The organism is Cytobacillus horneckiae, from assembly GCF_002835735.1.
Classification (GTDB): Bacteria; Bacillota; Bacilli; order Bacillales; family Cytobacillaceae; genus Cytobacillus; species Cytobacillus horneckiae.
Genome location: NZ_PISD01000003.1, coordinates 16,796 through 42,831 on the forward strand (window position 1 = coordinate 16,796; position 26,036 = coordinate 42,831).

28 protein-coding genes are annotated in these 26,036 nt (G+C 33.1%); 15 read left to right on the forward strand and 13 right to left on the reverse strand.

What is annotated here, in order from left to right:
• Positions 1-8: 8 nt before the first annotated feature.
• Positions 9-1,571, reverse strand: coding sequence for a hypothetical protein (locus CWS20_RS00915; RefSeq protein WP_142385354.1), 1,563 nt, complete (start codon positions 1,569-1,571; stop codon positions 9-11).
• A gap of 343 nt (positions 1,572-1,914) precedes the next feature.
• Here CWS20_RS00915 and CWS20_RS28450 point away from each other — a divergent pair, with 343 nt between their 5' ends.
• The 3 genes from CWS20_RS28450 to CWS20_RS00930 are packed head-to-tail and all read left to right on the forward strand — an operon-like array spanning position 1,915 to position 3,169.
• Positions 1,915-2,409 (forward strand): hypothetical protein, encoded by a 495-nt coding sequence (locus CWS20_RS28450; protein ID WP_193816190.1) that lies wholly within the window; start codon positions 1,915-1,917, stop codon positions 2,407-2,409.
• Between the two features lie 3 nt (positions 2,410-2,412).
• Positions 2,413-2,607, forward strand: coding sequence for a ribbon-helix-helix domain-containing protein (locus tag CWS20_RS00925; protein ID WP_101226199.1), 195 nt, complete (start codon positions 2,413-2,415; stop codon positions 2,605-2,607).
• 37 nt (positions 2,608-2,644) lie between these two features.
• Positions 2,645-3,169 carry a hypothetical protein gene (locus CWS20_RS00930; RefSeq protein WP_101226200.1) on the forward strand — a complete coding sequence of 175 codons (525 nt, stop codon included), beginning with the start codon at positions 2,645-2,647 and terminating at the stop codon, positions 3,167-3,169.
• A gap of 46 nt (positions 3,170-3,215) precedes the next feature.
• On the opposite strand, the gene CWS20_RS00935 is transcribed toward CWS20_RS00930, so the two are convergent.
• The 3 genes from CWS20_RS00935 to CWS20_RS00945 all read right to left on the reverse strand — a co-directional run bounded on the left by CWS20_RS00935 (position 3,216) and on the right by CWS20_RS00945 (position 6,898).
• Complete coding sequence (locus CWS20_RS00935; protein WP_101226201.1) at positions 3,216-4,481, reverse strand: hypothetical protein; 1,266 nt, start codon at positions 4,479-4,481, stop codon at positions 3,216-3,218.
• Between the two features lie 15 nt (positions 4,482-4,496).
• Complete coding sequence (locus CWS20_RS00940; RefSeq protein WP_072502011.1) at positions 4,497-5,099, reverse strand: hypothetical protein; 603 nt, start codon at positions 5,097-5,099, stop codon at positions 4,497-4,499.
• 149 nt (positions 5,100-5,248) lie between these two features.
• On the reverse strand, positions 5,249-6,898 hold the full coding sequence (locus CWS20_RS00945; protein ID WP_101226202.1) for a S8 family peptidase: 1,650 nt from the start codon (positions 6,896-6,898) through the stop codon (positions 5,249-5,251).
• A 276-nt stretch (positions 6,899-7,174) separates the two neighbouring features.
• Between CWS20_RS00945 and CWS20_RS00950 the strand changes: the two genes are divergently transcribed.
• Positions 7,175-7,366: a hypothetical protein gene (locus tag CWS20_RS00950; protein ID WP_101226203.1), complete on the forward strand. Its 192-nt coding sequence runs from the start codon at positions 7,175-7,177 to the stop codon at positions 7,364-7,366.
• Positions 7,367-8,058: 692 nt separating this feature from the next.
• Positions 8,059-8,199: a hypothetical protein gene (locus tag CWS20_RS27835; protein WP_158236987.1), complete on the forward strand. Its 141-nt coding sequence runs from the start codon at positions 8,059-8,061 to the stop codon at positions 8,197-8,199.
• 536 nt (positions 8,200-8,735) lie between these two features.
• Here CWS20_RS27835 and CWS20_RS00955 read toward each other — a convergent pair.
• Positions 8,736-8,948, reverse strand: a complete 213-nt coding sequence (locus CWS20_RS00955; RefSeq protein WP_139293181.1) for a hypothetical protein — start codon at positions 8,946-8,948, stop codon at positions 8,736-8,738.
• 615 nt (positions 8,949-9,563) lie between these two features.
• Between CWS20_RS00955 and CWS20_RS00960 the strand changes: the two genes are divergently transcribed.
• From CWS20_RS00960 to CWS20_RS00975, 4 genes are all read left to right on the forward strand, one after another.
• Positions 9,564-9,842 carry a hypothetical protein gene (locus CWS20_RS00960; protein WP_101226205.1) on the forward strand — a complete coding sequence of 93 codons (279 nt, stop codon included), beginning with the start codon at positions 9,564-9,566 and terminating at the stop codon, positions 9,840-9,842.
• A 183-nt stretch (positions 9,843-10,025) separates the two neighbouring features.
• The gene (locus CWS20_RS00965; RefSeq protein ID WP_101226206.1) at positions 10,026-11,189 is read left to right on the forward strand and encodes an Alp7A family actin-like protein; all 1,164 of its coding nucleotides are present in this window, start codon (positions 10,026-10,028) and stop codon (positions 11,187-11,189) included.
• A gap of 13 nt (positions 11,190-11,202) precedes the next feature.
• Positions 11,203-11,541 (forward strand): hypothetical protein, encoded by a 339-nt coding sequence (locus CWS20_RS00970; RefSeq protein WP_101226207.1) that lies wholly within the window; start codon positions 11,203-11,205, stop codon positions 11,539-11,541.
• Between the two features lie 61 nt (positions 11,542-11,602).
• Positions 11,603-12,415, forward strand: coding sequence for a hypothetical protein (locus CWS20_RS00975; RefSeq protein ID WP_101226208.1), 813 nt, complete (start codon positions 11,603-11,605; stop codon positions 12,413-12,415).
• Positions 12,416-12,467: 52 nt separating this feature from the next.
• Here CWS20_RS00975 and CWS20_RS00980 read toward each other — a convergent pair whose 3' ends face one another.
• On the reverse strand, positions 12,468-13,040 hold the full coding sequence (locus CWS20_RS00980; protein ID WP_101226209.1) for a helix-turn-helix domain-containing protein: 573 nt from the start codon (positions 13,038-13,040) through the stop codon (positions 12,468-12,470).
• A gap of 414 nt (positions 13,041-13,454) precedes the next feature.
• Between CWS20_RS00980 and CWS20_RS28455 the strand changes: the two genes are divergently transcribed.
• Complete coding sequence (locus CWS20_RS28455; protein ID WP_072501994.1) at positions 13,455-13,916, forward strand: hypothetical protein; 462 nt, start codon at positions 13,455-13,457, stop codon at positions 13,914-13,916.
• A 361-nt stretch (positions 13,917-14,277) separates the two neighbouring features.
• Here the strand turns inward: CWS20_RS28455 and CWS20_RS00995 are convergent, their stop codons facing one another.
• Positions 14,278-14,970, reverse strand: a complete 693-nt coding sequence (locus CWS20_RS00995) for a hypothetical protein (RefSeq protein WP_101226211.1) — start codon at positions 14,968-14,970, stop codon at positions 14,278-14,280.
• Between the two features lie 367 nt (positions 14,971-15,337).
• Between CWS20_RS00995 and CWS20_RS01000 the strand changes: the two genes are divergently transcribed.
• Together CWS20_RS01000 and CWS20_RS01005 are read left to right on the forward strand one after the other, a co-directional pair.
• Positions 15,338-18,019, forward strand: a complete 2,682-nt coding sequence (locus tag CWS20_RS01000) for a type IV secretory system conjugative DNA transfer family protein (RefSeq protein ID WP_101226212.1) — start codon at positions 15,338-15,340, stop codon at positions 18,017-18,019.
• Between the two features lie 25 nt (positions 18,020-18,044).
• On the forward strand, positions 18,045-18,725 hold the full coding sequence (locus CWS20_RS01005; RefSeq protein ID WP_101226213.1) for a hypothetical protein: 681 nt from the start codon (positions 18,045-18,047) through the stop codon (positions 18,723-18,725).
• Positions 18,726-18,750: 25 nt separating this feature from the next.
• On the opposite strand, the gene CWS20_RS01010 is transcribed toward CWS20_RS01005, so the two are convergent.
• Positions 18,751-19,143, reverse strand: coding sequence for a hypothetical protein (locus CWS20_RS01010; RefSeq protein WP_142385355.1), 393 nt, complete (start codon positions 19,141-19,143; stop codon positions 18,751-18,753).
• Between the two features lie 263 nt (positions 19,144-19,406).
• Between CWS20_RS01010 and CWS20_RS01015 the strand changes: the two genes are divergently transcribed.
• A complete protein-coding gene (locus tag CWS20_RS01015; protein WP_101226215.1) occupies positions 19,407-19,646 on the forward strand; it encodes a hypothetical protein in 240 nt (79 codons plus the stop codon).
• 649 nt (positions 19,647-20,295) lie between these two features.
• Positions 20,296-20,886 (forward strand): GIY-YIG nuclease family protein, encoded by a 591-nt coding sequence (locus CWS20_RS01020; protein ID WP_101226216.1) that lies wholly within the window; start codon positions 20,296-20,298, stop codon positions 20,884-20,886.
• Positions 20,887-21,253: 367 nt separating this feature from the next.
• On the opposite strand, the gene CWS20_RS01025 is transcribed toward CWS20_RS01020, so the two are convergent.
• From CWS20_RS01025 to CWS20_RS01045, 5 genes are all read right to left on the reverse strand, one after another.
• Positions 21,254-23,362, reverse strand: coding sequence for a hypothetical protein (locus CWS20_RS01025; RefSeq protein ID WP_101226217.1), 2,109 nt, complete (start codon positions 23,360-23,362; stop codon positions 21,254-21,256).
• Positions 23,355-23,741 (reverse strand): hypothetical protein, encoded by a 387-nt coding sequence (locus CWS20_RS01030; protein ID WP_101226218.1) that lies wholly within the window; start codon positions 23,739-23,741, stop codon positions 23,355-23,357. The genes CWS20_RS01025 and CWS20_RS01030 overlap by 8 nt, the downstream gene beginning before the upstream one ends.
• A gap of 158 nt (positions 23,742-23,899) precedes the next feature.
• Complete coding sequence (locus CWS20_RS01035) at positions 23,900-24,283, reverse strand: ankyrin repeat domain-containing protein (RefSeq protein ID WP_101226219.1); 384 nt, start codon at positions 24,281-24,283, stop codon at positions 23,900-23,902.
• Positions 24,284-24,301: 18 nt separating this feature from the next.
• Entirely contained in the window at positions 24,302-25,138 is an 837-nt protein-coding gene (locus tag CWS20_RS01040; RefSeq protein WP_158236988.1) for a S1 RNA-binding domain-containing protein, read from the reverse strand.
• A gap of 49 nt (positions 25,139-25,187) precedes the next feature.
• Entirely contained in the window at positions 25,188-25,409 is a 222-nt protein-coding gene (locus tag CWS20_RS01045) for a hypothetical protein (protein ID WP_101226221.1), read from the reverse strand.
• A gap of 262 nt (positions 25,410-25,671) precedes the next feature.
• On the opposite strand from CWS20_RS01045, the gene CWS20_RS01050 reads away from it, so the two are divergent.
• Positions 25,672-25,968 carry a helix-turn-helix domain-containing protein gene (locus CWS20_RS01050; protein WP_072502000.1) on the forward strand — a complete coding sequence of 99 codons (297 nt, stop codon included), beginning with the start codon at positions 25,672-25,674 and terminating at the stop codon, positions 25,966-25,968.
• Positions 25,969-26,036 lie beyond the last annotated feature (68 nt).

Here is a 26,036-nt window from a genome sequence, read left to right on the forward strand (position 1 = left end):
AGAACGGTCTATTCTTTATCTAAGAAATCGAGTAAATCACTTGCACTTATAGCTTTTTGATCAATACCATAGAAATTATGATTACTTTTTTCCCATTCATCAAATGGCATGAGTAATACCTTTTGATAAATAAGGTTTTCTAACTTATTTCGCTTTGGTACTGTGTGCAGTACATCTTGCTCCATATTTTTTTTAGTATCATAAATCAGCAATAACTTAGTCTTTTTAAAGACTTGTTCTCTAAACATTTTGCTGTAGTGATTAATTTTAGCGTATGTTAATACATCACCTTCTTTAACCATTATTGGCACGATATTATGATGAACTAATGAAAGTTTCTTTTGCTCTTCTTTAAGTTTAAGATTTTTATAGAATGATGAAATAAGGAAAGGGGTTTTCATGATATCTTTATTTACCTCAACATCCCAATCTTTCATATTATCCTTTTTAATAATTTTCATATCATATGGATACATTGAAGATCTGTTCATGAAATTGATTGCAGCATTAAGTCTTTTTAAATCCTCTTTTTCCGTTTCTAAAACACTTAGAAAATAAGTGCTAAAAAAATCCTTTGCTCTTTCTAAGCTGATAACGGAAACCTTTAAATTTGCTGGTGCATCTTTAATTAACAGTTCCCCTATTCCATCTTTTAGGTTTCGGATACGTGTTGTTCTGTTTCCAAAGTATTTTTTAGTTGTTACAGAATCATCAAGTAAGACAAAGACTGCATGATGTTTGTGATTCGGCAATTTTTCCGCTATTTCAAAGTATTTTTCAACTTTTTGCTTAATGGTAGTTTGTTTTGCTTCCCCTACCACATCCGCTGTTTCAGATTTTTTCTCAAAGGATTGTTTTCCGGAGTCCACTTCTACATGAAAAAGATTCTTTTTAAATTGGAACACCCAATCAGGGAAAAGTCCTATATCTTTGAAATTAGAAGTAGCATAAGAATTTAAAGAAGTGACAAAATTGGCTTTGGCTGAGACGATTTCTTCCTTCGTTTTGTTAAAGAAACGAATATTGTCGTTTACTCCTAATTTTTCATCTTGATAAAAGCGATAAACATTTAGAGGTTTCTCGGTCGTATCATACTTACTAATAGGAAAAATTGTGTTTTGAGTAACATATTTACCGCCCAATTCCTTGTTTTCAGCAATAACGTTTAATACATCAACTAATACTTGGCGAATGCCAATCGTATGATCTCCAGTAGAGTTGTTTCGAATTTTAGCCGCTTTATTCACAAAACCTGTTTCTTTCAAGAAATCCATTCCATTTTCCGTGATTTCAACAAAATTGAATTGCATTCCATCTCGCTTACGAATATTGATATTCTTTTGTGAGACAAATTTAAGGTCGCTCATTTTTACGACTTTTTTGGACCATGATTTGTCTGTAGCCATATCTCCATAGATTTTATAAATATCAAGGAGCTGCTGTTGAGTGAATGGGCCATCTACTCCTAACAGAGCTAACGTGTAAAAATAAGGATCGGTGAAATAAAATCCTTTTCCATTTCGGTTTTGTAATACCTTGATTTCAAATTCTTGCTTCTTTAAAGTTGTCATTTTTTGTCCTCCATTTGTTTTTTTGTTTTTTTTTGCTCGAAGAATAGAAAAAGGCAACCTCTCCGTTCTGGAGAAGATGCCTTCTGGGTTTTCCTTCATAAGCATTTTGATTTTTGAAGTAAGCAAACCTTGTTGTAAAAAAATATTGTTACACCAATGTTTTAACTAACTTTCTATATATATTATAGCCTCAAATAGTCACCGTTTTAACCTTATTACATAAATTTTAACGTATAAAATACGTTATTTTTTTCAGTGTAACCCATAATGGATATCTTGTTGTTGCAAGTAACTACAAGTAGTTTTAGACTGGAGATAGTTCTTACGAATGAGAGGATAAAAAATGAGGGATAAAAAGCGAATCAGTCGAATTTTAAATGTTCTGCAGGAGATATGGGAGTACCAGCCGGACGTACGATTTAATCAATTAGTGAATAACCTTCAGTATCTTTATTCCGAGCAAAATAACGGATATGGGAAAAGACCGATGACGATAAAGGATGGCATTCAAGATGTTTCCACCCACTACCTTGATTTCTTTTATCTCGAAGATAATCAATGGGAAGAATTTTTAAAGAATTATTTAAAGGAAGTAGAGCAAGAAGGGCTGGAGCAACTAACTCCTTCTGTCATCAATGAGTTCATTCAGCTTTTTAAGGAGATTGGCATTGATGAAGATAGGTTATCCAATTCTTTATTCGGTGAAAACTTAAAAGCTTATCTATTGAAGAAAAATAAAGGTGTGCAGATCGATTTCATTCTTTCTGTTATTAGATACTCTGATCATGAAAAACGGAGAGATTTCTTTACAAAAATTATGAATGAACAAGGAGAATGAAAAATGGCAGATGAACAATTGCAAAAAAGAGGATTAAAGACAAGAAAACCGATTAGTAATTCCGTTGATATCGGGATTGTGAATGAGTTGGACCAACTTCACCAGCAAACGAAAATACCAAAATCAAAGTTGTTAGACGAAGCATTAGAGGATTTACTGGAAAAGTACCAGAAACAAGGAAAATATAAAAGAGATTAAGGGTTAATCAGTTCTGATAAGTATCGGGGAGAGATAAATGAAAAGTCTAGAAAAACAAAAGATCAAAACATTAAACAAAATCAGATTGATTGAAGTGGAGTATACACAAATCCTTCAATACACGAGTCCAGAAGGTCAAGAATCTCTTTTTTATAATTTGAATGAAGAAGAGCTGAAACAATTATATAAAGAACGGAAAAACCGTAAACTCGCTGCTTTCATTGTAGAATTATATGCAATTGTTGAACAGTTATTGTATAAGGTTTATCCGCTCTACCATGATGGTGAAGAGTACGAAAAAGAAGAAGGTCTTCGCAGAAATACGATACACGATCTTGAAATTAAATTAAGGCCGTTTCTGACATTTAACACTAACACCATTATGTTAAGTAATATCAGAAATTTTATCGTACATAGCAGGTTTTCCGTGAAGAAGGCTATGAAAGATGAAGATGCTATGAGAAATGTTCCGGTCGAAATAGAAGAGTCTGAACAGTTATTTGAACACCTAATCCACACTACGAAGCAGTATATTATGGGTATTGCCGAAAAAAGTTCATAAAAGTAGAAACACCTCTCATTTTTATCGAGAGGTGTTCTTTTATTGCTTATCCGATATTCTCCAATACCCTTTCTAATTCAGAAAAATCGGTATCATCTACGATTGTCTCGCCAATACTGTGTTTTGTTAAATATCGGACAATATTTGTATTGGTAACAGTGTATTTTGAGCAAAAGTTTTTGTTCATGAATTGGAGATAATCTTCCCTTACCTTTCGTTCTAACCGCTCATTTAAGGCTTCCTTTAGGATGGTGGTTGCTCTTCCTTTTTCTAGCTCACTTTCGGTTAAAATTTGAAGGCTGAAAGTACCCTTCGTTAAACAATAACAAATACGGCTTAAATCGTCTATAAGGTCTATATATCGCTTTTTGGTGGAATCGTCATAATGAATGATTACTATGTCAAAATGGACCGATTCTTCGTTTTTAATAATATTTTTGAAGTAACAACTACGGTCAGGGAAAATAGAAAGACATTGTTTCAAGAATTCATGTTGCTCTAATCTTTTTTGAACGCTCCAAAGCTTTCCGTTAAACCCTTTCTTGTTTTTCCAATCTATCGCAAGGAGTTCTAAGTCTTGTAGTTTAACACTTAAAGGCTCATATTGAGCCATCATTTGTCGAGTTTGTTGTTGTAGAGCTTCATATACAGGTGTTATTTCCTCCAACTCTCGCTTTAATAATACTAATTTTTTCTCTTTTTGAATCAGATTAACCAATCCGTTCATACCAACTTCTTTTACCTTTTCACGGTTAAATTCGGTACCGTCATAGTGAGGCGCAATTTCTTGTTCGAGTATTTGAATCTCTTTTTCCAAGGTTTCCTTTTTAGGTTTTACCGTTTTAAATTCTTCTACAATCGTTGGATCCATTTCTCCGAAAAATGCAGATGGAGAGGTATGAATTAATATTCCTTTTTTTACGAATAGTTCCGCTCTCATAAAATGGTCAAATAAAGTATGAAGGGATGGTTTTACTTTAAAACGAGCTGGTTGTTTCTTTTTCTCAAAGTATTGGCTCATACGTGATATAGGAAGGATGTAATTGTTACCTGCGATTCCAACTTCCCGAACCATCTTTAAGTTAATCAATTCATTGACTGCTGCTATATTGGTATTTTTAGACTTCCCATACATGGCATAAAACTGGCTTCTAATCATGTACGGAAAGTGTTGGTACATCAGTTCAAGGAATTTCTCATATTTTGTTTTTACAGTTAAATATGCGTGTGGATCAAATAAATCTAACCGAATGGAAAGAGATTCTGCTTTAAAATTATCATGATATTGTCGGATTTCTTCTAGTTTGTTCAACTCTAGCTCTCCTTTTTATACTCGATAGGTAATTATTCCGTTAAGGAAGGTATCTGCAAAAGCATGTTTCATTTGAACATCCTGTTCAGTGTAGTTTTTAGTCACACATTCGAAGGCTACATACCCTCCAGCCTTTTCCGAATAAATGGCTGCATCTGGTGTAGGTTTGAATCTCCCTCCAAACGTCTCTTGAATGTCATCGCGGAACCGTTCAAATAATGGTGATGCTTCCGCTTCTGCCCTTAACTCCCCTTCTGTTTTCCATGTGTCTTGAATATGTTTTGGTAAGCGTAAATAGGCTTGGGTTTGTTTTAAATCATGGTTGTACTTAGTTCCAGACGAATAATAGCGGTATTTCATTTGTAAATTCTCTTGGCAATACTGAATCCCCTTATTTGAAAGAACAACGATATCATTTTTAATCTCTAAAAATCCGCTATATTCCATATTCAATAATCGTTGTCCCTTTAAATCAAAATATTGTTCTAATTGATTTTTAGTAATAACACCAGTTCTCCATAAACATTTGAAGGCTTCTTGCTCTTTTGTTTTTACATGAACAATTGCTTTCGGTCTTTTCTTTTTGTACTCATAGACCGCTTTTTTCTTTGTTGCCATAGCAATTCTCCCTCTCTAGAGGTTCAAACATTTTGTATAACGGTATTTTATCATGCGAAAATGAACTTTTGTTTTTAAACCTCCTATTTTGTTTAATAAAAAACAAAAAACCTACCCTTTATGGATAGGTAATTTTGTTTTTTAAACTATTATTTCTTTTTTATATACACTTTTTTACTTACTTCTCCTTGTATTTCATTGAGATAGCTTGTCTTAGACTTTAAGAAATAATATCCCTCTACATACCGATCATAAGCGATAAATGAAAAGGTATATTCCCCTTTGCTATTGGTGAAACCTACGCGTTGCTGCTGAACATATCCATCTGTTTCACGTACGCTATCTAAATAAACTTTTACCTTGTTTACAGGATTACCAGTCTTATCTACTACCTTCATTGTAACCTTCACGATTTCTCCATGCTTAAAAGTTTCTTTGTTGACTTCCATCGTTGTAACTAGATTATCATCTACATCTTCATCTGTTGGTGTAGAAGATGCTGAGTCTTGCTCTGGTGTAGTTGGTGCTTGAGTAGATTCATTTTGTCCTGTGGTTTTCTCTACAGTTTGAGTTTCTGTACTAACTATTGCTTTATCAGTTTGAGTTTCATTTTCTTTTTCAGCTGGAATGTCAGGCTCTTGTTCAACAGGTTTTTCTACTTTGATTTCTTTAGGAAATTGAACTAATCCAAGTCCGTAAAGGTTATCCCTACCCTTAACCCCTAAATCCATTGCATTCGATTCTAAAAGTTGGCGAAGTTCATTGCTTGATGCTTTTGGATATTTTTCTTTCAGTAAAGCTAACATACCTGATACATAAGGAGCAGCTTGTGATGTTCCATCACCAGTTCCATATGTATTATTTAAATATGTACTTGTAATTCCTTTACCCGGAGCCATTACATCAAGATAAACACCTGTGGAAGAGAAATTTGCCCTTCTGTTATTGGTATCTGTGGCACCTACGGAAATAACAGAATCATATCTTGCTGGGTATGCCATCGAATTATCTGTTCCTGCGGAATTACCAGAATTACCAGCTGATGCGACAACTAAAATTCCCTGCTTATTCGCTTTGTCAATGACTTGTCTAAGTGCTTCAGAATCTGACGTTGTACCTAAACTCATATTAATAATATCGACATTTTTTCTAATGGCCCAATCAATACCCTCAATAATATCGGTCAGTTTCCCTGCCCCCTTTTTATCAAGTACTTTAACAGAATAGAGGTTAGCTCCGGGTGAAACACCGCGCGTTCCGTTTCCATCGTCTTTAGAAGCGATAACACCCGCTACGTGAGTTCCGTGTCCATTATCATCTGTATATGATGAAGTATAATCAACTGTGGAAACACCACCAGAAATAGTAAGATCCGAGTGAGGGGCGATTCCAGAATCTAACACCGCTATATCAATCCCCTTACCTGTTAATCCCCCTTCCCAAGCGGTACCGACAGATGTTCTTTCGTGGCTATATTGTTGAATACTTCCGAATGCTTGAAAGGTAGTGTTCGGTTCAACAGCCAAGATATCTCCATCATTTTCAAGCCTCTGAGCCTCTTTTTCTGTTAATTTTGCAGATGAGACTTGGAGTTTTTCATATTCCTCAATAGACTTACCGGAATATTTTTCGATTTCCTTTTTCATTTCTCTTTCGTCCATATTCTCTTTAAAAACAACCACATAATCACTTTCTTTTGTAGAACTTGGATTATCATTAGCATAGGCTGAAATCCCTTGTAATCCAGATAAAAATACTGATGTTGCTAAAACTGCAGATAACTTCTTACTTTTCTTCATAACTTACTCCCCCTAAAGATGAAAATATAATGTGTCTTTTTCTGTGTAATCTTATTAGATTAGTAATTTTTATATATGTATCTATATGTTTATCAGTCTATTTACCTCCTATGAACAGGTTTAAAATGGATATATCTACAAAGTATTTCATTTTTAACATGCTATACTTTAAGAATAAATCCATATTTAATAGGATTTTATGAAGTCATTATACACACAACTGATTACAACTACAAGTAGTTTATATCAGTTAGATGGGTGGTCATAATATTAGAAATGGAAGAAAATAAGGTCTGTTCATTTGAAATTACAGTACACAAATTACTATTTCTTGAACTACAAAAGCTGTCAGCTATTACTGGAAAATCTACAGACTTGCTACTCAATGAAGCGATCCTTTTGTTGTGTAAGCAATATGAAAAAAAGGAAATAAAGAAAACAAACCAAAAACCATTAGCTTCCCGCTAGTGGTTTTTTTGTCTTAGTTGCTTCAGTCGAATTCGATTCTTCAGTTATTCCCCTAAACATTTATTCGAATGGTTTTACTTAAAGAAAGTCTTGCATACTAGAAACTAACAGACACTTCGAGTTTGAAAAACTCGAAGAACGATAAAAAACACTTTGGGCGATAGCCCAAAGAACGGTCTCATATTCCCTTTGCACACTAGTAAAAAACTAACTTAATTATTTAATAACCTATCAGTATTACATTTATATAAATCAATAAAAGTGAAACCTTTTCAATCTCATAATCTTTCTTTTTTTATATTATTAAATGAAAATAAATAATAGAAAATAAATGGATAAATAAACTTAAAAATTGGGTAATAACTCTAAATTAATTGTTTTTTTCTTTTGTTTATTAAAAAAAAAGGGGTAATAAATAGAGAAATTAAAAGTAATTTACCTATTTTTTTATTTTCTTTATTTTCTTTTTTATAATAAAAAAAACAATAAATATTAGTTGATTAATTGGAGAAATGATGTAAGTAATTAAAAGGGGAAAGAAAGAAAAAAAAGAACCTTTTTTTTGTGACTGGTAGGTACAAACTGGTTTTCTTCTCATACTCCTTCTGTGAAGGAGTTAGGACATTTTGATTGAACGACATGAGCATCTCTAGTAGGAGATGCGAAAGGGAGAGAAAGCAAAGTGGACTACCATGAGAAGGAAACTAAACACTTCATCTGGTGGTTCAGCAGCAATACATGAAGTGGGGTTTTGGAATGCCTTTGCTGGTACCGACGAACCCATCTCCTTTTCCTGCGTAGCAGGAAACTCAAAGGAAGAGGCTGTCCTGTAGACAGCACTCTTTCTTTGAGGAGATGTGGTGAGTCCTAGTGCTTTTAAGGTAGCTTAGGCTACACCCACCCTAGTAGGTTTGGCAAGCTTTCCCCCGACTTGTTCGGGAAAAGGAAAGCTGATCAGCCAAACCACGTAGTAACTCAATTGGAAGGGTTTTTCCGATGACGGACTGAGCGTAAGCGAGGGAGGAAGAGAGGAAAAATCAAGACAATTAGAGTTACTTGGGTGGGGGTAGCCTAATACAATATGCTTACACCCCTTAAATGGGCGAAGCACTACTAATTATGGGATATAAGGTGGGTAACGCTGAACACAAAAATTGAACAAGCTAACTTTTTATATGCACAATACTTTTGTATATGGGTATGGTAGAAACGAAGGGAATGAACCTTGTTATTGAGAAAGGATATAAAAAGCAAGGGATATGGCTGTATGGATAGGTACAAATAATATGATTAGGAAGGTTATTTTTTAATATTAGCTTTGTACATAGGTGATAAAATAATGTGATTATACAGGGGTTTTAGAGGGATTTTATTGATGCATTTCTTTTGTTCTTTTCTTTTCCCCTTTTCTTTTTTTATTAGGTGCAGCTGTTGAAGGACTTATTGAAGGATAATTTTTGTGTGGGAGTCTGTCATTTTTTCTTTTTCTTCTTTTTCTTTTTTTACCCTTCCCCTTTTTCATTTCCCCCTCTTTTTTTGTCAAAATGCTCATGGTCATTTTTCCACTTTTCCACTTTTCCATGACAGGGGGTATGTTCAAATGTAGGTTCATCCATATTCAAAACCGGAAGGTTTTGAGTAAGGTTATTTTTCTTCTATAAGGTTAGGTTGAATGAGAAATGAGTTAACTCACCTTCATACTTAGCTGGTCTGAATAAGAGTAAACAGTCATACTTCTCCCTGTTCCTCTCTCCCCTATTTGAATTACTAATGCACTACATTTTTATTGAACCAGTGGTTTGATATTTAACCCTTTGTACCTTAATTTATGGTGGTCTAAATCTTATAAATCTACCTCCTTCTGACAAGTAAATATGAATGTAAAGTGACAATGAATAAATATTATCAATTACAATATTTTTATATTGTGAATTCAATTAAATAATCAATGCCTTTTTAACTATTTTTATCATAATGAAAACCAAAGAAGTATAATGTGATATACTATACATTTAAAATAGATTTATTTATATAAAACAATATTTTTATATAAATAAATCTGTTATAATTTACAAGGTATTTATTAATGTATATATAATTGGTATTCAATAGTTTTATAAATAAAAAAACAATATCTTAATATTGTAAATTTATTTAGTTGCTGATGTAAATTTATTTTATTTGAGGTGATATACATATGGGTAGAGGCAGGCCGAAAAAGACCAGTGGGTTTACCGCTTTAGTGGAACATCTGGAGGAAAAGAAAGGTGAGGGAAACAAAAAGAAAAAGACAGCTTCATTTACTCTTGATCCAGATATAGTTGATGAATTTGTCCTTTTAGCTGATGAATACACCAATGGAAATAAATCAGAACTATTAGAAATGGTATTAAAAACATTTTTTGAAGATGTTCAAAAGGTACGTAACAGCAAGAAGAAGTCTGTTTCATCATCAGAAACAACAGAAAACCAATAATATCAAGGGTTTTTGATAGTGTGTTAACACTTTTTATACTTTCAAAAAGTGTTAACACATAAAAATATAAATATTGATAAATAAAGAAAAGTGGACATAAAAGTGTTGACACTTTAGGTGCTTGTTAAGGTAAAATATGGACAAGGAGTGTTAACACTTTTTTATTTAGGAGGAATATAGAAAATGAGCGTACATATTAAAAGAATGAACATGGATTTAGGAAACTCGATGACCTTTGCTATGATTAATGGCAATGCCAATATTATTGAGATTCCAACTGCTGTTGTAGAGCTTTCTGAAACGAAGGCAAAGGGTTATTTCACTGATGATATTCCTAAATCAAAATTGAAAAACTCTTTAATGCTGAAAGTGGATGGAAAATATCTTTTAGTTGGTGAAGCTGCTGAAAAGTTTTTAGGAAACGATTCTCATATCGGTGTTGAACTTCATGAGAAATCAACTTCTAAACTATCAGAAATTATGTTCTTTGCCGCTCTTGCTTTACATGATGCAGAGCAAAGTATGGAACATGAAGAAAAAACCGATATTCAAATTGATTATTTCAGCACAATGCTTCCAATCTTTGAATTATTAGAAGCTGATAAGTTCTCTGATAAAACAAATGCGATGGCTGACCGTTTTAAAGGAGATTTTACTTTTGAAGTGGCTACAAATGGCTGCAGAAAAACAATTGAAGTAAAAACAGAGGTTTCTAAATGCTACACAGAAGGATTGGTTGCGAAATTTGCTTTAAAATATAACTTTGATCTTACTGAAAGTGAAACCGCAGAAAAATTTGACCGAAACTTAACCATTAATAATGACCTTGGCGGTGGAACGATTGATCAGGTTCGTTTACCAAAACGACTTGAAAATCCTAAATCACGTAATGATTTTAAAACTATTACAGAAGCTCCGTTTCTTGGGACAATTAAAGATTTATACGAACAAAAATTACGTAAGTACAACTTTAAGTCTGCAAGGGACGTTGAACACTTCATCGTTAAAAATTATGAATCTGGTAAATATATTGTAGTAGATGGAAAAACTGGTTTAGAAACAGATGTTACAGCAGTTGTTGAGAACGCTCTTCGTGAATACACAAACACTATTATGCCAATTATCTTTAGTTCTTTCTCTTCTGAGCAAGGTGAAGTGTACAAATACAATTATTTTGGTGGTGTTGCCCCCATTATTCGCAAATTCATCGAAGAATACGTAACAGCTAATTACAGTGAAGAAGTATTCAAAAAATACCATCATATTGAGCCTGACCGTACTGCTAGGTTCCTTAATTTATACGGATTAGAAATTATTAGCCGTCAAAATACATTGGTTAATAAGTAAGAGGTAATGGCATATGAAACGGAAAGCTCGAATTGGGATTGTCACCAATAAAATGAGCGAACAAGTATATAATCATCTGGAGCAAAAAGCACAAACTAATGAGTTATCTCAATACATCATCAGCTTAGTTGAAAAGGATCTCCAAAATTCCTTTCTTCAAGACCAGTTTTTTCTTGTGAAAAGTGAGTTGGAGGAAATGCACTCTACTATTAACAAGATGAAAAAGGTCTTTAGACAGAATGAAGAAGTAAATGTTCTGGCCAATGATGAAACTTTAGTTAATCTTGAAGTAGTTTCTGACGAAGAAGTAAGTAAAAGTGGCTTTGAAGAATCAGTTGAAATGGATTTTTAATATTAAGGTAGGCTCACACTATCCGGTGTGGGCTTCTCTTTTGCAAAATACAGGAGGAAATATGGATTACAAAACACATGAATTTTACACAAATAACCGCTTCCTTCATATCGTTCCCGAAGAATTACAAATGACACTTGACGAAGTAAATCGATTGTCTCTAGATGAAGTTGTTGAATTATCAGCTCATATTATCGGGCCTCATAATTGGTCTATGGGACGTAAATGGTTAGAGTTGAATGGCAGGCACTATATCATGCAGCGTATTTTTGAAAATGCCGGACTCAATAATATAACAGTTCCAGACATGGTACAGGAATTAATCGATGAAAAAGGAAAAGTATCGGACGAAGATATTTTACAGAAGCACCCACTACTGTTTGATTACATGGTCCATTATTATAAAAACGTTGAGAAATACTTTCGTGCTTATAAAATGGTTCGGAAATACGCACACTGGAAACCAAGAAGAAAACCGCTGGTGTTGATTTATTCAGAACTCGGAAAACGTTTCGAGGAATTGGTTGGAGAGTTACTAAATGAGATAAGGATACCCTACTCTAAATATAACTGTGGTATTAAAGGTTGCGAACCGGACTTCATCTTATCTCCCTCCCATTGGGCTGATGCTAAACTAAGTGAACATACTGTCTTTAACTCCGAGACTATGCAAAAATACGAACCTCATATCGAGGAATTGACCATTATCTACCTTCGCAAGACATCTCAATTGGAATATCGAAGAATGGTCTCTCCAAAAACGGAATTGGTTCATATTTCTCATTTTATGGAGGGTTTATCGAAAGAAAGACTTTCATATTATAATGAACAACTAAAAGATATCGAGACAAAAACGATTAAGTATTTAAGGTGATTATCAAGAAAATAAGCTTTCTCCCTAGTACAATCGTACATAGGTTGAAAGCTTATTTTTCGAATAACCTTTTAAAGAAACCTTTTCTTTTGGGCTTTTCCTTTTCCTCAACAGCAATCGCCAATTGTTTTTTCATTTCCTGTTGCTCTCTAATATGTTCCATTAACTTTCGATCCCGCTCATTGAGTTTTTCATCTATGTATGTTTGTTGTTTCTCCAGCTGCTCCACTAGAACTTTATTAAAGTCCAATTGCTTTTTCATTTGTTCTTTTAATTCTTCTATATCTTTTTGCATTTTCTCTTCGGTATTAACCGGCTTGAACAGTTCCCCGCCACTATCAAAATAGGTTTTCACTTGGTTAATGGAAAATCCTTGTTCGCGGTGAAGTTTCTTGATTTGCCTAATGGCTTCTAATGCTTCTTCGTCAAACAAATTATAGCCATTTTCAGCCTTTTTAAGAGGTATATAAGGTTTTAGCTCCCGCATCCAATTTCGAACGGTTGTAGAGGTCTCTCCGATAGCTTCAGCAGCCTCTTTAACTGTTAGTTTAACTTGTTCTTTCTCGCTCTCTTTATTCTCTTCTTGTTCTTTCTGAACTTCTACTTGATTATCACCTTTACTCATGTTCTTTTTTACCTCCCTTCAAACTTATGTTTATTTTCAATCCACGAAGTTTACATAATGTTTTTATTGTAGATAGTATTTTTAACTTCAGGGGATTATATTTGGGGTGATAATTAACTTAACCTATGTAATGAATAACCTAAGTCAAAACCTAAATTTAATAATCATCCCTTGATTATCACGTTTACTCATGTTTGAAATAACATCTCTTTAAACATAGGTTGATGCAAATAACCCTTATTTTTGGGTCGTTTGAAGCTGATTATCACGTTTACGTAGGTTGAGAAAAATCTACTTAATATATAAGTTAAATAAATAACATCATTTCTCCTTCTTAAAAATGAAATTATTAATATATTCCTCTATTTTAAAACATTGGCATGTTAAAATAAGGAAAAAGGGGTGGTCTTTATAATGTATGTTGCTTTGGTAGTAGGGGGAGTTTACGGAGCTATTCTCTCTTTATTTTCGTCATTTCTTTTTATGGGATTTGGTCAATCTGCAGCAGGGGGATTTACATCGCTATGGGGAGAAAATTGGCTATACTGGTCAACTTTGTTTCCGTTTATCATTGGTTTTAGCATTTTAGGATTTTATTTATATAAACGTAATAAGCAACAAACAAATAAGAAAATATGGATAATTAGTTGTCTAATTGCTTTCTTGATTACTTTATATAGCGGTACAGTAGGGGCCTTATTTGGTGAATATATGGTTCGGGGTACACTAGAATCAATAAATATTAGTGGAACACTAACATGGGGTTCAATATATTCTATTGTTTTTCTACCTATAACCACAGTTATTGCTTACGGTTTAATATATGGGTTGAAAGGGATATTGAATCGATTTGTTATAAAATCAGTAGAAGGGTAAGAATACAGATAGCTCCTATATGTCATAGGAGCTTTTTTTAGGGGTTTATTGCTTTCTGAATACCAAAAGCTCCATATACGTCTCCAAAAGTCGTATAGAGCTAATTAGAAGGTTTTCCCTCTATTTCAGTTGTCCATTCTTATCTAAATCCGCTATATTCGATAACAATCTATCACATTCATCTAAGACTAATTGAACTTTCGCATCTCTTTGTTCTTTTCTCTTTTTTGTTAATAGTTCCATGCTCGTAAATATTATGGACTCAGGAGGGTGGATCTTATTACTCTCACAATTTGAAGTCCTCATAGAATTCACCTCTACTAATGAGTTTTCTTCAAAAGATTGTTTTGCGTGTTAAAAATCATTTTTCTATCGGTATGACCTTAAACGTATACGAGTGGGGGAGGCTAATTTTTAATTGTTCTTTTGCTTGTTCCGCTTTTTCTTTAGTAGGGTAGGTTACTTCCTGCCCTAAATTATCGATAGAACAATCTTCAAATTGCATCTCGTTTCCTTTTGAATCGTAAGCAACCACTTTATATTCTGGAGCCTTTAATTCATCACCGGTCATTAAAAAGTGAAAAAAATAATCTGCTTGTCCATATTGAAGCACTTCACAAATAAAAGGTTTATCTTCCTCTACAACCGGTCTCTTTGTTAAAGAACTACCTTCTTGAATGCTTTCTGGATACATGCTGCCATTATCGTAAGTGAAATTAAGGATTTTCCCGTTTTCACCTTTTACGCTTAGTGTCATGTACTCATGTGCTTTTGCATATCCGGCGATATCAAACTTCTTCTTAAATACTTTCTCCGTTTCCTCAAACGCAAGATATTCTTCTTCCGTTCCATCATAAAGAGAATCCTTGTCATATCGAACCCACATAGCAACGAGTTGGTCATCTTCATTCTCCAGTTCGGTCACAACACCGGAATGATAGATTGGTCGTTCTTGTCCGATACAGTAAAGTGAGCTGCGGAGAATTATTTCTACTCGATCTCCTACTTCAAAATCAACTATCTGTGTGTGTCTATAACGATTTAAAAAATACATTAACATCTACCTCCTTTTTCGTATCCTTTTACTTTCATTATAGACTAATTCTGAGGAAGGAATTAATTAGGAAAGCAACTGATAAAAAAATCTTTAATCCTTTATTATCAATACTTCAAACAATGTCTAGGAAGAAATGTCCTAGAGATTGATGTTATTAAGTATTAATATTTTTCTCTTTTCTTTTGTCGTTTTTTGTCGTAAATTGGTATGTGAATCCTTCTATCTTTATTTAACTAGTATGTTTTTCAAAAACAAAGTGGACTTTTGAATGATTTTGATTGAATTAAAAATGATATTATATCCTTATATATTCTAAAAATTGTTCATAGAAAATTAAATAAAGATAAAAGGAGTATGAGTGAAGATGCGATTTGGTCTAATACTTGTCGCTTTGATAATGCGGTGGGTGACAAAATTATTGTTTGGCTTGGTCAAACTTATTGTATTTATCTTTGGTCACTTGATAAAAGCGATATTAGGGAAATATATGGACTTCTCAAATAACAGTAAAAACGAAGATTTAACGTGGAATATGAATGGGGTTGCTTATATTCTGCTGTTCAGCTCTTACTCGGTAGCAGCGGTTTTCGGATTCCTACGACTGTATTTTGGTAAAGCAGACGGACTAGGGGATTGGATATTATTTTTCTTATCTATTCCAATTCTACTAGCCTTTAAACAGTCAGCATTTATCGAAAATATGCCTTTGTTACGCAAAGAAAAAGAGAAAATTGAACAGGGAGAAAGGAAAATCGATTATCTTTCGTTCCTTTCTTTAGTTATTCCTTTTGTAACTTCTATGTTAGCGGGTTCCATAATTGCGATGAGAATACTTTATCCGTCTTATCCTACAATTGCTTTAGTTATTGTAGCGATTTTATTTTTTGGTTTATTAAGCTATCTAGCTATCAGATTGACAGGATTATCAGCAAAAGAAATTGTGGAGCAATCATTGGAAGAAGTAAACGAAGGAAAAGTTATTGAGTGGTCAGAAACCGAGAAAAAGTCTTCTTTTGACGAGTTAAGTCATATAGAGGAAAAAGAACTTCGAGAATTGGTAAGAATACAGCAAAGCAAAGAGAAAGCGGACTTGGATATTATTGATACCGCTCAAACTAAAAAACAGCCTCGATCAGCAAGAATTGCGATTCCGGAAAATTCACGATTACAACATATGCAGTTATTGGGACCGACCGGAACTGGTAAATCCGTTCTTTTGTTAAATATGATTATTCAGGATTTAACTCATCCCAAAGTAGGGTTATGTGTTGTTGAACCGTTTGCTGATTTAGCTTATAAAGCAGCTGTTATAAGTAAAAAAATAGGGAGAGCCTATTATTATATCAATCCTGACTATGAATTTACTCATAGTTTTAATCCGTTAGATGGAGATGATATTAATAATATTGCAGAAGCAAACGCAGAAGCATTTGTGGCAGGCTTGGGGAAAGAAACGCCAGTATTTTATCGAGATACCCAATCAGAGGCTTTGGTAATGGCTATTCGTTGCCTCAAGGAAGTAAAAGGAGATAATGCTACATATTTTGATATCTATGACCTCCTTCGTCCTTCTGGAGCGGGTTATCGAAAAAAAGTAATGCAACAACTTGAAGACAAGGGAAAAGAAGCTCTTCTGATTCAACTAAGGGATTATCACGATACCTTCGCTAATGAAAAAACTGAGGCAAGAGGGCAACAATACTATAAAGGATTGTTTGTTTACCTTTCTAAAATTACTCAAAATGAAAAGATGGCCAAGATCATCTGCCAAAAAAGTACTTTTTCGATTAGGGAAGCGTTTGATAAAGGTGAAGTTATTTTAGTAAGTACTGGTTTTCATGTTTTAGGGAGTCAGCTATCTTCTACGTTAGGTAGATTAATAGCTGTTCTGTTAAAAAATGAAGCTTTCTATCGAAATAAATTCGAAGAAAATGAAAGGGAAAAACTCCCGCTAATTGCTATGTATATGGATGAATTCCAAAACTATTTATTTAACGCTACGAAACAAGTATTTGAAATGGCTAGGAAAACACGATTCTCTATGTGTATCGCGCATCAAGACTTATCTCAATTAAGAGCTGAAAGTCCAGAGTTAGAAAAGGTTATTTATAATAACTCTCGCCAAAAGATTGTTTATGGCGGTATTGATTATGATGATTGTCAACTTATTGCGAAACAGGCTGGTGAAGAATATCGAGAAATTAAAGGAACAGGTGTAGATAAGTGGAATCCTTTCGATATTCGTCATAACTTTCAAGAACAAAAGCGTGAGATCATAACAGGCGCACAAATTTATAATTTACCCGCTTTCAATCCTGTTACATTTACACCGGGTAAGGTATTTTGCAAGTTTGTCATTAACAACGAACAAGAAATCTTTGACGATGGTAAAGGAGGACTTCGAAATTTCTTTATCGGTTTAGTTAAACCAATGTTCCCAAAGAGTTTCTTTAAAGAGGAAGAAGGTTTTATCCTAAATGAAGACTTAGCAAAACCTTCGTCAGATGTGAATATACATGAGAAAAAAGAAAAAGTTTCATCAACCCCCAAAAAGGATATAACTGATTTAGAATCCTATAAAAAAGAGGAAGATGAAGAAATAAAGATTGAACAATTATTAAATGAGGATATAAACTGGGAAAATTCAGAAAAGATTGCATTAAATATTTTAGAAACTAATGACAATAAGTTCGATATTCATTACAATGATATTGAAATAATACAAAATGACGTATTTGAAACCGAAATTACGGAAGAAACGAGTGATTACCTTTCGGAAGATAGTGTTCTTCCAGAAGAGTTATCTAGGGAAGTAGAAGAATTTCAATTAGATGATTCCAACTTAAATGAAATGGAAGAACTTTTACTCCAAGAATACCAACAAGAGTTAACATCAGATACAGTAGAAGAAACTAACGAAACCAATGATGACATAACAAAGAACAAAAAAGAAACAAAGGTCCAAGAGGACAAGGTAGCTCAGTCAAATAAGGAGCAAGTGGATGATTCCGATTTTCTAGAAGAATTATTTGCGGAAACATCATGATGAACGTAGGAGGTTTTAATAAAAAATGGAGATTACCAGCAAAACAACTGGAATCGAAGGTATTGAACTTCTGCCAAGAGATTTACTTATCGATTTACTAAAGAACAACTCCGAGCAACTAGATGATATTCTGCAAGGGTATTACATGTTACGTTTAAAAGATTTATTAGTATTAGAGGCTAACGATAATAAAAAAGTACTTAATCGAGATATAGCAAATCTTATAAATAAAAGTCCTTCTTATGTTTCGACACGTATTAGATCTGCAAAAGAAAACATTCCTGTTCCGGGTAAACAAGGAAGAAGAAGTTTCGAAACATATGAATTAGATGAAATTATTGGTGAAGATATTCCACTTCGCATTCAAAGTAAAATTGGAATTATTCCAACCAAGGATTTATCCGAAATGTTAAATGAAATAGCTAAAAGTTTTGATTTTTATACGAAAGAAATAGAGTGGAAAGAAGTATATAAAGACCAAGTGAAAGAAGAAAAGGATTCAAGACGTGGAAGAAAAAGATACATGCAAGTGAATCCAGATTTAGATTCCAAGGAATTTTTGGATAAGCGTTATCCATTACGTTTAATATCTAAAGAAGGCCGTTTAGAAAAAGATATGCTAGTAGGGTATTTAGAAGAAGCAGCTATTCGCTTTTTAAAGTTAGCGAATCAAGAGGATCTAACAAAGTTTACAAAGGTAAATTAACAAAGAAAGAGGTGTGCCTTATAGGTCACACCTCTTTTATACGTTTAAAATCAATTACAGTACCTGTTTTAAGGGTATTTTTAACAGAACCCGGTGAGTTGTCTTTTAAGACTTTATCCCGCCATTCGTCCATTTTAGATTGCTCGAAATAATTGTTTTCGAACATAATCTTAGCGTCCGTAATGAATTGCCATTCTAATGCATCCATATCTTTTACATAGTCAACAAATGCTTCAGGACAATCTTGATAAATCACAGATAAAACGGAAAATACCATATGCTCTTTTTCGTTCTGAGGTTCTGCATAAAAACAGACTACATATTGAAGTAAATTGAAAAAATCTGTTCGTGTCTTACATTGATTAAGTAGGGTTTTGAACTGAGATGTAAAACTTTCTGCTTTTAAAGTACTTGTCATGTTGCACACAATTCCCATATATACCACCATTACAATTAAAATAATAAAACAATATCTATTACTTGAGTCATAATTCGATTATCCTATTTTATTATAGCGGAATAATTTACTATTGTACGTGATGAAGGAATAATCGTTATGTATATCGGTGTTTTAGATAGATTTGTTTAGAGGAATTCTATGTAAAAATTTTACCATTTTTCTAGAGTCTTTGGTACTATTAAAATCATTTATTATATTTAAATAGGAGAGTGAGTTTTCATATGGAGAAAAAATTAGGAGTTATCGAAGAAAATGGAGTTATCTTTTTTAATGTTCCGATGGAAGATTCTAAAGAATACGGACGTGGTTTTTCTTTATTTCATAGATTGATTATTGAACACTATACAAAAACCAATAAGCAACTCCCCAACGAAGTAGATTTTAGGAAGGTATTATATTTTTATAAAGATATGAATACTATGGATATTCTTTCGCTACTTCAAAATCCCCAAATACACTGAAAAATGGGTATTCCCTTTTGTCTCCTTGGAAGTCCAGTTGATCAAGGCAAGATAATCTTCTTCTGTTACAGCTGCAGTCAACCGTTGATTAAATTTCCTTATTGAAACGAGCGGCAGTTGGACTTTCCTCTGTAATAAGCCCGTACCTTATGCAATCTTGATAGAGCATGTAAATGGCAATATATCGGTTAGCAAAGTCGCTTTGAAGGAGCTGCTCAAATAATCGCGATCCATTTTCCTTCTGCCCGTTTTTTGGAACTGTGGAAAGCTGTTTTCAGCTGTACCAGTGTGATCTCCGTAAAACTCATTTTTTGGAGCGGAGCCTTCGATTGAAATAACTTGTTTAATGTTTAAAGTGATAGATTTATATTCATTTGTATTCCTGCCTTTTTATTCGATTAATTTTAAATATGATACTCGGAAAATGGCGATGTTTTAGGATCGATAAAAAAGATAACAAAATGGTAACAATCTATTAGAATATAAGTTTTTAAAAGGTATCATGTTTAAAATAATACGGAGGACAATTGAAATGAAAACACAAATTTTATTAGAACATGATGCTATAAGTACCTTTATAAGTCTAAAAAATATCAAGAAGATACCAGACGGAATCCGTGGGGTATATTTTTGATATTCAGATCAGGAAGTGTTACTGTATATTGGTAAATCATCGAATATAAAGACTAGGTTAATTGCACACATAAAAGGTATTACCAATACAAAAGATTTTCACGAAGAAATAGCAAAAATACGATTTATTAAAGAAGAATGCCCTACTATGACCGAAATATTAGAAACGTATTATATAAATAAATTTCATCCTTTATACAACGAAAAGAAAGTATATATTGATAGTCAGCTAGACTTAAAAGAAGTTGCTGATATCAAACGAGAAAATATTTTTCATAGAAATAATGACCCAATTCAGTATTTATCTGAGTTGGCGAAATTAAACAATAATGGTTTTATTACTGATGATGAAGCATTTGTAAAAGACAATTTGTGGTATATCGTAATAAAACCGTGTTTTGAAAAAGTCAAAGCCTACTCGTCTATAGATTTTAAATTTCGAACAACCAATAGTATTTCAAATGAATTAAGTAAAACTGATTTTTTCTCAACTACTGTAAAAAAGATTAATGGTTCAGGCAAAAGAGTTTGGGTAATAAATTTACAGGATAAAGATATCCCCGTGAGTTTAATGAATAATCTAATCAGTGAAGCAGTATCTCGATAAATGAGTGCTGCTTTTTATATTGCATTAAAACTTTCTTACCTTTTCTTACTGGTTTCTTACCGGTTTTCTTACTGCATAAACCGTTGTTATATAAGGATTTATAAAGAAAAGTAAGAAAGTAAGAAAATTATATCATCACATACATTATAATTCGATTTTGAGTTCCGATTGTTCTAGACGAAATTTAAAAAATATATCCGCATAAGGTAGAAAATTATCTTACTTTCTTACCATATCCCTTCGCCCCTTGATACGACTGCGTTTTTTGGTAATATAGTGTTTCTTACTACCAGAATTAAATGTTACCTTTCTTACCTTCTTAATTACCAATGGTGTATAACCGTAAAAAAGAACCTATGAGGTCCAATTAATATGGACCATCATAGGTTTTAATGTTTGGCTCAACGAAGTGTTGGAAAAATTCCGGAATAGTTGAATCGGATAAATCGAACATCCAACAGTATAAGGTTTTTCCACTAATTTTCTTCGGTTTGCTATTTTTAAAGAAGGAATATGCTCGTAAATCACTTGCAATCGCATTAGTTGCAACGTAAGGTGATTTAAATCTTTGTTTTTTATGAGCGTTCCATGCCTCGTTAGGTGAGATATATAGGATATTATCGTCAATTTTATAATCAACATTCTTTTCCAATTCACCATTCTTAGCTAAGCTAGCAATCTCACTAAGGAACACAATGGCTTGATGTTGTTCCTCTACTTCTTTTTGGCTGTTCATCATTTCTTTTAAAGCGAAATACTTTAATTCATTGAAAAAACTTTCCGTGTAAAGAACTGTTCCAAATTTTTGGTCAATACATTTCATAAAAGTTTTAGTTGCAGCTAATACGATAGCGTAGTTTTTTCGAACGCGACTTGTAATCTTTTTGTAGGATTCCACGTCTTTCATTTCAGATATTAAGTTTTTATAATTTAGCACAAATGGTTCTCTCCATTCGTGAGCTGTCCGCATCATATATTGACCTAACCAATACATAATGTTCTCTTTTTCAATTAAATCATCAAAAGTATCTTCGTCATGGTGGAAGTTAAGAGCATCAATGAAAATAGTTCTGCTCTTAATAGCTGTTTCATTCGTTGCAACTTCTCCACTGAAGGTTAAAACAGCTCTAGCGGGAAACTTAATTAATTTGTCTGGATCTTTATCTCCACGTTGTAATCCTTTACGGTTAAATAAGGTTTTTAATTCCTCAGCAAACTTAAAGAAGAAATCCTTATCTTTTTTTTCTTCCCCTTGTTGTTGGGCTTCATCGTAACCATAAGGTAAATGAGAGTACCAACGTAAATGTTTACGGAATACATCAAGTCGTTGTGGGGGAGATTGTAGCACCGCTTCTACACCAGCAAACTTGTACATAAATGTAGCGAACTCGGTTTTTCCTGTGTTTCTGATACCAAATGGATAGAAGTAAGGGAATTGGCGAGAAAATTGAGTAATCGTACTTACTTGTAAAGATGCAACCATAAACCCAATACCTAACCAACCGTAATGACCATAAAGTTCATGTGTGCCAGATAGAACACTTAAAACATCATCTTTTGTTGGTATCTTCTTAATTGGCTTTTTGACAATATTATCTGTTCTATCAAACTCTAAAAGGACATTCTTTGTAGGAAAACGAAAAATATTATCCTGATCGGGATAGTATAATTCCCCATTGTAATAAGCATGTGTTGGAAAAATCCAAATGTCCTCTTGCATTTTTTTGTAGAGAGGGGTATTTCCAGCTTCATCTTCTTCATCGGCTTCTTCTGAAAGGAAATTCTGGTCATAGAGATAACCGATATATTTAACTTCCTCTACTACCTCACAGCGATTTTGAATCATAAAATCGTTTAGTTGGTTTAAATCCTCTTGGTTTCCTTTCCAGTTGAAATCTCCCTTTTGGCGACAGAAAGATTTAAAATTTCGGTTAATAGAAAGGGTTTCACCATCAAAAATAATATGTTTAGTTTCATATCCATTATCTAATTTCACATAATGTTTTTCATTGTCATCGTCATCCAAAATACGGTATAATGGAGTTAGAATAAAATTACTAATTGCTTCATGGTATTCACTACCGTCTTTAGCGGTTCTGATACTAAGAATTCTTGTTTTATCAAAATCAATAATAATCTTCAGTCTTTCTTCGACTGAATTATCTTCATTGGAATCAGACTCTTGGCGGGGGCTGGTTCCTTTTTCATTTTCTTCTGGATAAACAGCTTCCATCACTTCATCATATAACGGAATGCTCTCATCCTCACTTGCTGCGGTTTTCTTTCGATTTTCACGTCTTTTTTGGATTTCATCAATAGGTATGACTTTTTCCTCTAAAAATGGATTTTCTAATTCTTCTTGTTCGTCTGTACCAATCTGTATCTCCAGCTTAGCTAACTCTTGTTCCGCTTCTTTCTTTTCCTCTTCTGTTAAGTCAAAAGGAAATTGTTCTAGATAATCTTCGAGTTTACTCATGGGTGTTTCCTTCCTTCTGTAGCCAATATTCTAGTATTTGTGTGATTAATTTGGTTTGTGTTAATTTCTTTTTCCTTGTACCCTTTGGCGGTGGTGGAAGTTGTTCAACATAATGGTTGATATGTTGAATTATTTTTTCAAGTCTTTCATTTAATTGAATCGGTAGTTCGGTAATAAATTGGATTTTGGGTTCCTCAATCATTTGACGACTAATCTCTATCTTTCCTTGATCATAATCGGTTAAAAAAGTTTGAATGGCTTCCTCCACCACACCAATACGGTACATTCTTTTCTTTTTTTGGATAATATCCACTTTTTCTTTAAGAGAGCGTGGAATTCGATAATTGTTTAATACGGTTTGTTCCGCTTGTAGAAGCATTTTGTTTCCTCCTGTTCTATTGGATTATTGTTATTAAAATATAGCAAAATGTTTCTATACTTTTATTATACTAGATGAATAGATACGTTACAAACATAAAATTGTTTTAAATCCTTATATATTAATAAAATATAAGAAAAAAATAAAAAAATACCTAGTCAAATAACATGACTAAGTATCTCTCTTTTTTGATAAGGGATGAACGAAGGGAAAAGGCTTTGGAGTTGCTTTTCTTCTTTTTCGCTTTCTGTTAATAACAAGTCGATGGCATTTTTTCCGGTTAAATCTGTTTCTAGCGGGTTTGCACCGTAACGTAAAAGTAATTGTACGATTTCAAAAGCTCTCTTATCTTCTATATCTATCAGACTAAATTGGGAGGCAATCATTAAAATCGGTGTACCTTCTACTTTTATATTAGGATCTATTCCTTGATTTAAACGATATTCAAATTCTGCAGTATTTTTATTGATAATCAGAAAGCATAATCTCTGAATGATTTCTTCTTCGGTGTGTAAAACTGGATAACGCTTTTTGTTATTCAAAATCTAGGAACCTCTCTCTTAAAAAATTGTTTTAGCAATTACACGTAATTGCTTCTTTTCAGGTTCAAACTTGTGTACTTCTCCCTGTATTTTATCGCCAATTTTTGGTTCTGTAGGTATGTTGTAGATTAGTAAAGCTTCAAGCCCCGGTTTTACCTCGGCATAGATTTTAACACCTGTTTTGTCGTATACGATATTCACTATCTCCGTTATAACTACATCCCCTTTATTGTATTTATTTTTTTGCCAAGGGTTGCCCTGAGTAGCAGCGTGAGATACTTTTATGAATTTTGTAGTTTTATTGATTTTTAATACCTTTACTTGTATTTGGTCCCCTATATTGAAATATCCTTTCAACGACCTTCTAGCCTTTGATATAGTGGCTTCCTTCCTAGGAATGGAAACAATACATCCTCCCCCGATATCTACGTGTACGGTGTGATCTCCTACTCCTTTTACTACACTTTGAAGGACTTGTCCTTCCTTTAATTGATTAAGTACAACCTCAGACATTTCTTGAATGGCTGATTTACGGTCTGCTGTAACTACCGTCCCTTTTGGTGTTTGTTTAACGTTAATGATTTTTACATAAATTTCTTGGCCCACAAATTGTTTCATTTGATTTGGAATATCAAGTCCAGACCGTTCAAACCGAATGGCACCAAGAATACCATCAAAATTTAAAATCCAAGCAAATTCGTTTTCTCCTACTTTTTTTAATTCAGTGATTGGTACTTTTACTATTTGGTTTCGTTTCATTATTTTAAAGAGTTTTTCTACCTTTTCTTGCTCTTGATTGTGATTTTTTGCACCTTCTGGAGCAATAACAATATCAGTAGGATTTACAATTTCCATTTTTATGTAGACCTCCATGGTTTTTATTTTCAACGCTGTATTTTTAGTATCAGTTATCTTTTCTAACCAGTGCTAATTGGATAGGATCAATTTCGTTTCGAGAGATTACTCCTTTTTCGACTAAATTAAGGACAACCTTACCAACTCTATTTTGAAATGCTGCTTCATATTGTTTTTCTTGTTGTTTCATATTAGCTTGAAAGACTACTATTACATCCTCTTTTAAAATTTTATTGTCACGATACATATCTAGGATATTTTCGATCATCATATATATCCCCTCCTTTTTTAATATATAAAGGTTTATGGAGTTATTTTACTAGATAAAAAAATAATTTAAAACCACATTATGTTTATATTTATGATGTTTTTTAACGAAAAGCTACTTTTTATACTTCTTTTTTAAAAAATATAAGAGAAAAAAACAATTTTTCATTTGCGTAATAACATTCTTAATAATATAATATAAGTAACTTTAAAAGCAATTTCCATTTATATAAAAATTGATAATAAACGTTCGGAGGTATTTTCATATGATGATAGCAACTATTTTAATTGATTTCGATGATGTAAAGAATGAGCAAGAAAGAGAAGCAGAAATGAAAGTTCAGTGGGGCGAGTTTGTTAAGAATATGCGTATGGCAGCTGGGTTATCGAAAGCCAAATTTGCTGAAAAGTTAGGTGTATCACCGAATTCGATTAAACAGTACGAAAAAGCGCAAGCTTTCCCTCGCCATGCAGAAGATCTGGAATTAAAAATTAGGGAAGTAGTTAAGTTAGAAATTCAGCGTAAACGTTCAAAGATAGTTCAATTACAGTTAGCAGTTTAAATTACATACAATAAAAGCACTTAGATAACGAAATCTAAGTGCTTTTATTATTGTATCTTTTGAAAACC

Excerpts from the sequence above, each read along its gene's own strand:
- CWS20_RS00915 (WP_142385354.1), bottom strand. The coding sequence starts at position 1,571 with ATGACAACTTTAAAGAAGCAAGAATTTGAAATCAAGGTATTACAAAAC.
- CWS20_RS28450 (WP_193816190.1), top strand. The coding sequence starts at position 1,915 with ATGAGGGATAAAAAGCGAATCAGTCGAATTTTAAATGTTCTGCAGGAG.
- CWS20_RS00925 (WP_101226199.1), top strand. The coding sequence starts at position 2,413 with ATGGCAGATGAACAATTGCAAAAAAGAGGATTAAAGACAAGAAAACCG.
- CWS20_RS00930 (WP_101226200.1), top strand. The coding sequence starts at position 2,645 with ATGAAAAGTCTAGAAAAACAAAAGATCAAAACATTAAACAAAATCAGA.
- CWS20_RS00940 (WP_072502011.1), bottom strand. The coding sequence starts at position 5,099 with ATGGCAACAAAGAAAAAAGCGGTCTATGAGTACAAAAAGAAAAGACCG.
- CWS20_RS00945 (WP_101226202.1), bottom strand. The coding sequence starts at position 6,898 with ATGAAGAAAAGTAAGAAGTTATCTGCAGTTTTAGCAACATCAGTATTT.
- CWS20_RS00950 (WP_101226203.1), top strand. The coding sequence starts at position 7,175 with ATGGAAGAAAATAAGGTCTGTTCATTTGAAATTACAGTACACAAATTA.
- CWS20_RS27835 (WP_158236987.1), top strand. The coding sequence starts at position 8,059 with ATGAGAAGGAAACTAAACACTTCATCTGGTGGTTCAGCAGCAATACAT.
- CWS20_RS00955 (WP_139293181.1), bottom strand. The coding sequence starts at position 8,948 with ATGGAAAAGTGGAAAAGTGGAAAAATGACCATGAGCATTTTGACAAAA.
- CWS20_RS00960 (WP_101226205.1), top strand. The coding sequence starts at position 9,564 with ATGGGTAGAGGCAGGCCGAAAAAGACCAGTGGGTTTACCGCTTTAGTG.
- CWS20_RS00965 (WP_101226206.1), top strand. The coding sequence starts at position 10,026 with ATGAGCGTACATATTAAAAGAATGAACATGGATTTAGGAAACTCGATG.
- CWS20_RS00970 (WP_101226207.1), top strand. The coding sequence starts at position 11,203 with ATGAAACGGAAAGCTCGAATTGGGATTGTCACCAATAAAATGAGCGAA.
- CWS20_RS00975 (WP_101226208.1), top strand. The coding sequence starts at position 11,603 with ATGGATTACAAAACACATGAATTTTACACAAATAACCGCTTCCTTCAT.
- CWS20_RS00980 (WP_101226209.1), bottom strand. The coding sequence starts at position 13,040 with ATGAGTAAAGGTGATAATCAAGTAGAAGTTCAGAAAGAACAAGAAGAG.
- CWS20_RS28455 (WP_072501994.1), top strand. The coding sequence starts at position 13,455 with ATGTATGTTGCTTTGGTAGTAGGGGGAGTTTACGGAGCTATTCTCTCT.
- CWS20_RS00995 (WP_101226211.1), bottom strand. The coding sequence starts at position 14,970 with ATGTATTTTTTAAATCGTTATAGACACACACAGATAGTTGATTTTGAA.
- CWS20_RS01000 (WP_101226212.1), top strand. The coding sequence starts at position 15,338 with ATGCGATTTGGTCTAATACTTGTCGCTTTGATAATGCGGTGGGTGACA.
- CWS20_RS01005 (WP_101226213.1), top strand. The coding sequence starts at position 18,045 with ATGGAGATTACCAGCAAAACAACTGGAATCGAAGGTATTGAACTTCTG.
- CWS20_RS01010 (WP_142385355.1), bottom strand. The coding sequence starts at position 19,143 with ATGACAAGTACTTTAAAAGCAGAAAGTTTTACATCTCAGTTCAAAACC.
- CWS20_RS01015 (WP_101226215.1), top strand. The coding sequence starts at position 19,407 with ATGGAGAAAAAATTAGGAGTTATCGAAGAAAATGGAGTTATCTTTTTT.
- CWS20_RS01025 (WP_101226217.1), bottom strand. The coding sequence starts at position 23,362 with ATGAGTAAACTCGAAGATTATCTAGAACAATTTCCTTTTGACTTAACA.
- CWS20_RS01030 (WP_101226218.1), bottom strand. The coding sequence starts at position 23,741 with ATGCTTCTACAAGCGGAACAAACCGTATTAAACAATTATCGAATTCCA.
- CWS20_RS01040 (WP_158236988.1), bottom strand. The coding sequence starts at position 25,138 with ATGGAAATTGTAAATCCTACTGATATTGTTATTGCTCCAGAAGGTGCA.
- CWS20_RS01045 (WP_101226221.1), bottom strand. The coding sequence starts at position 25,409 with ATGATGATCGAAAATATCCTAGATATGTATCGTGACAATAAAATTTTA.
- CWS20_RS01050 (WP_072502000.1), top strand. The coding sequence starts at position 25,672 with ATGATGATAGCAACTATTTTAATTGATTTCGATGATGTAAAGAATGAG.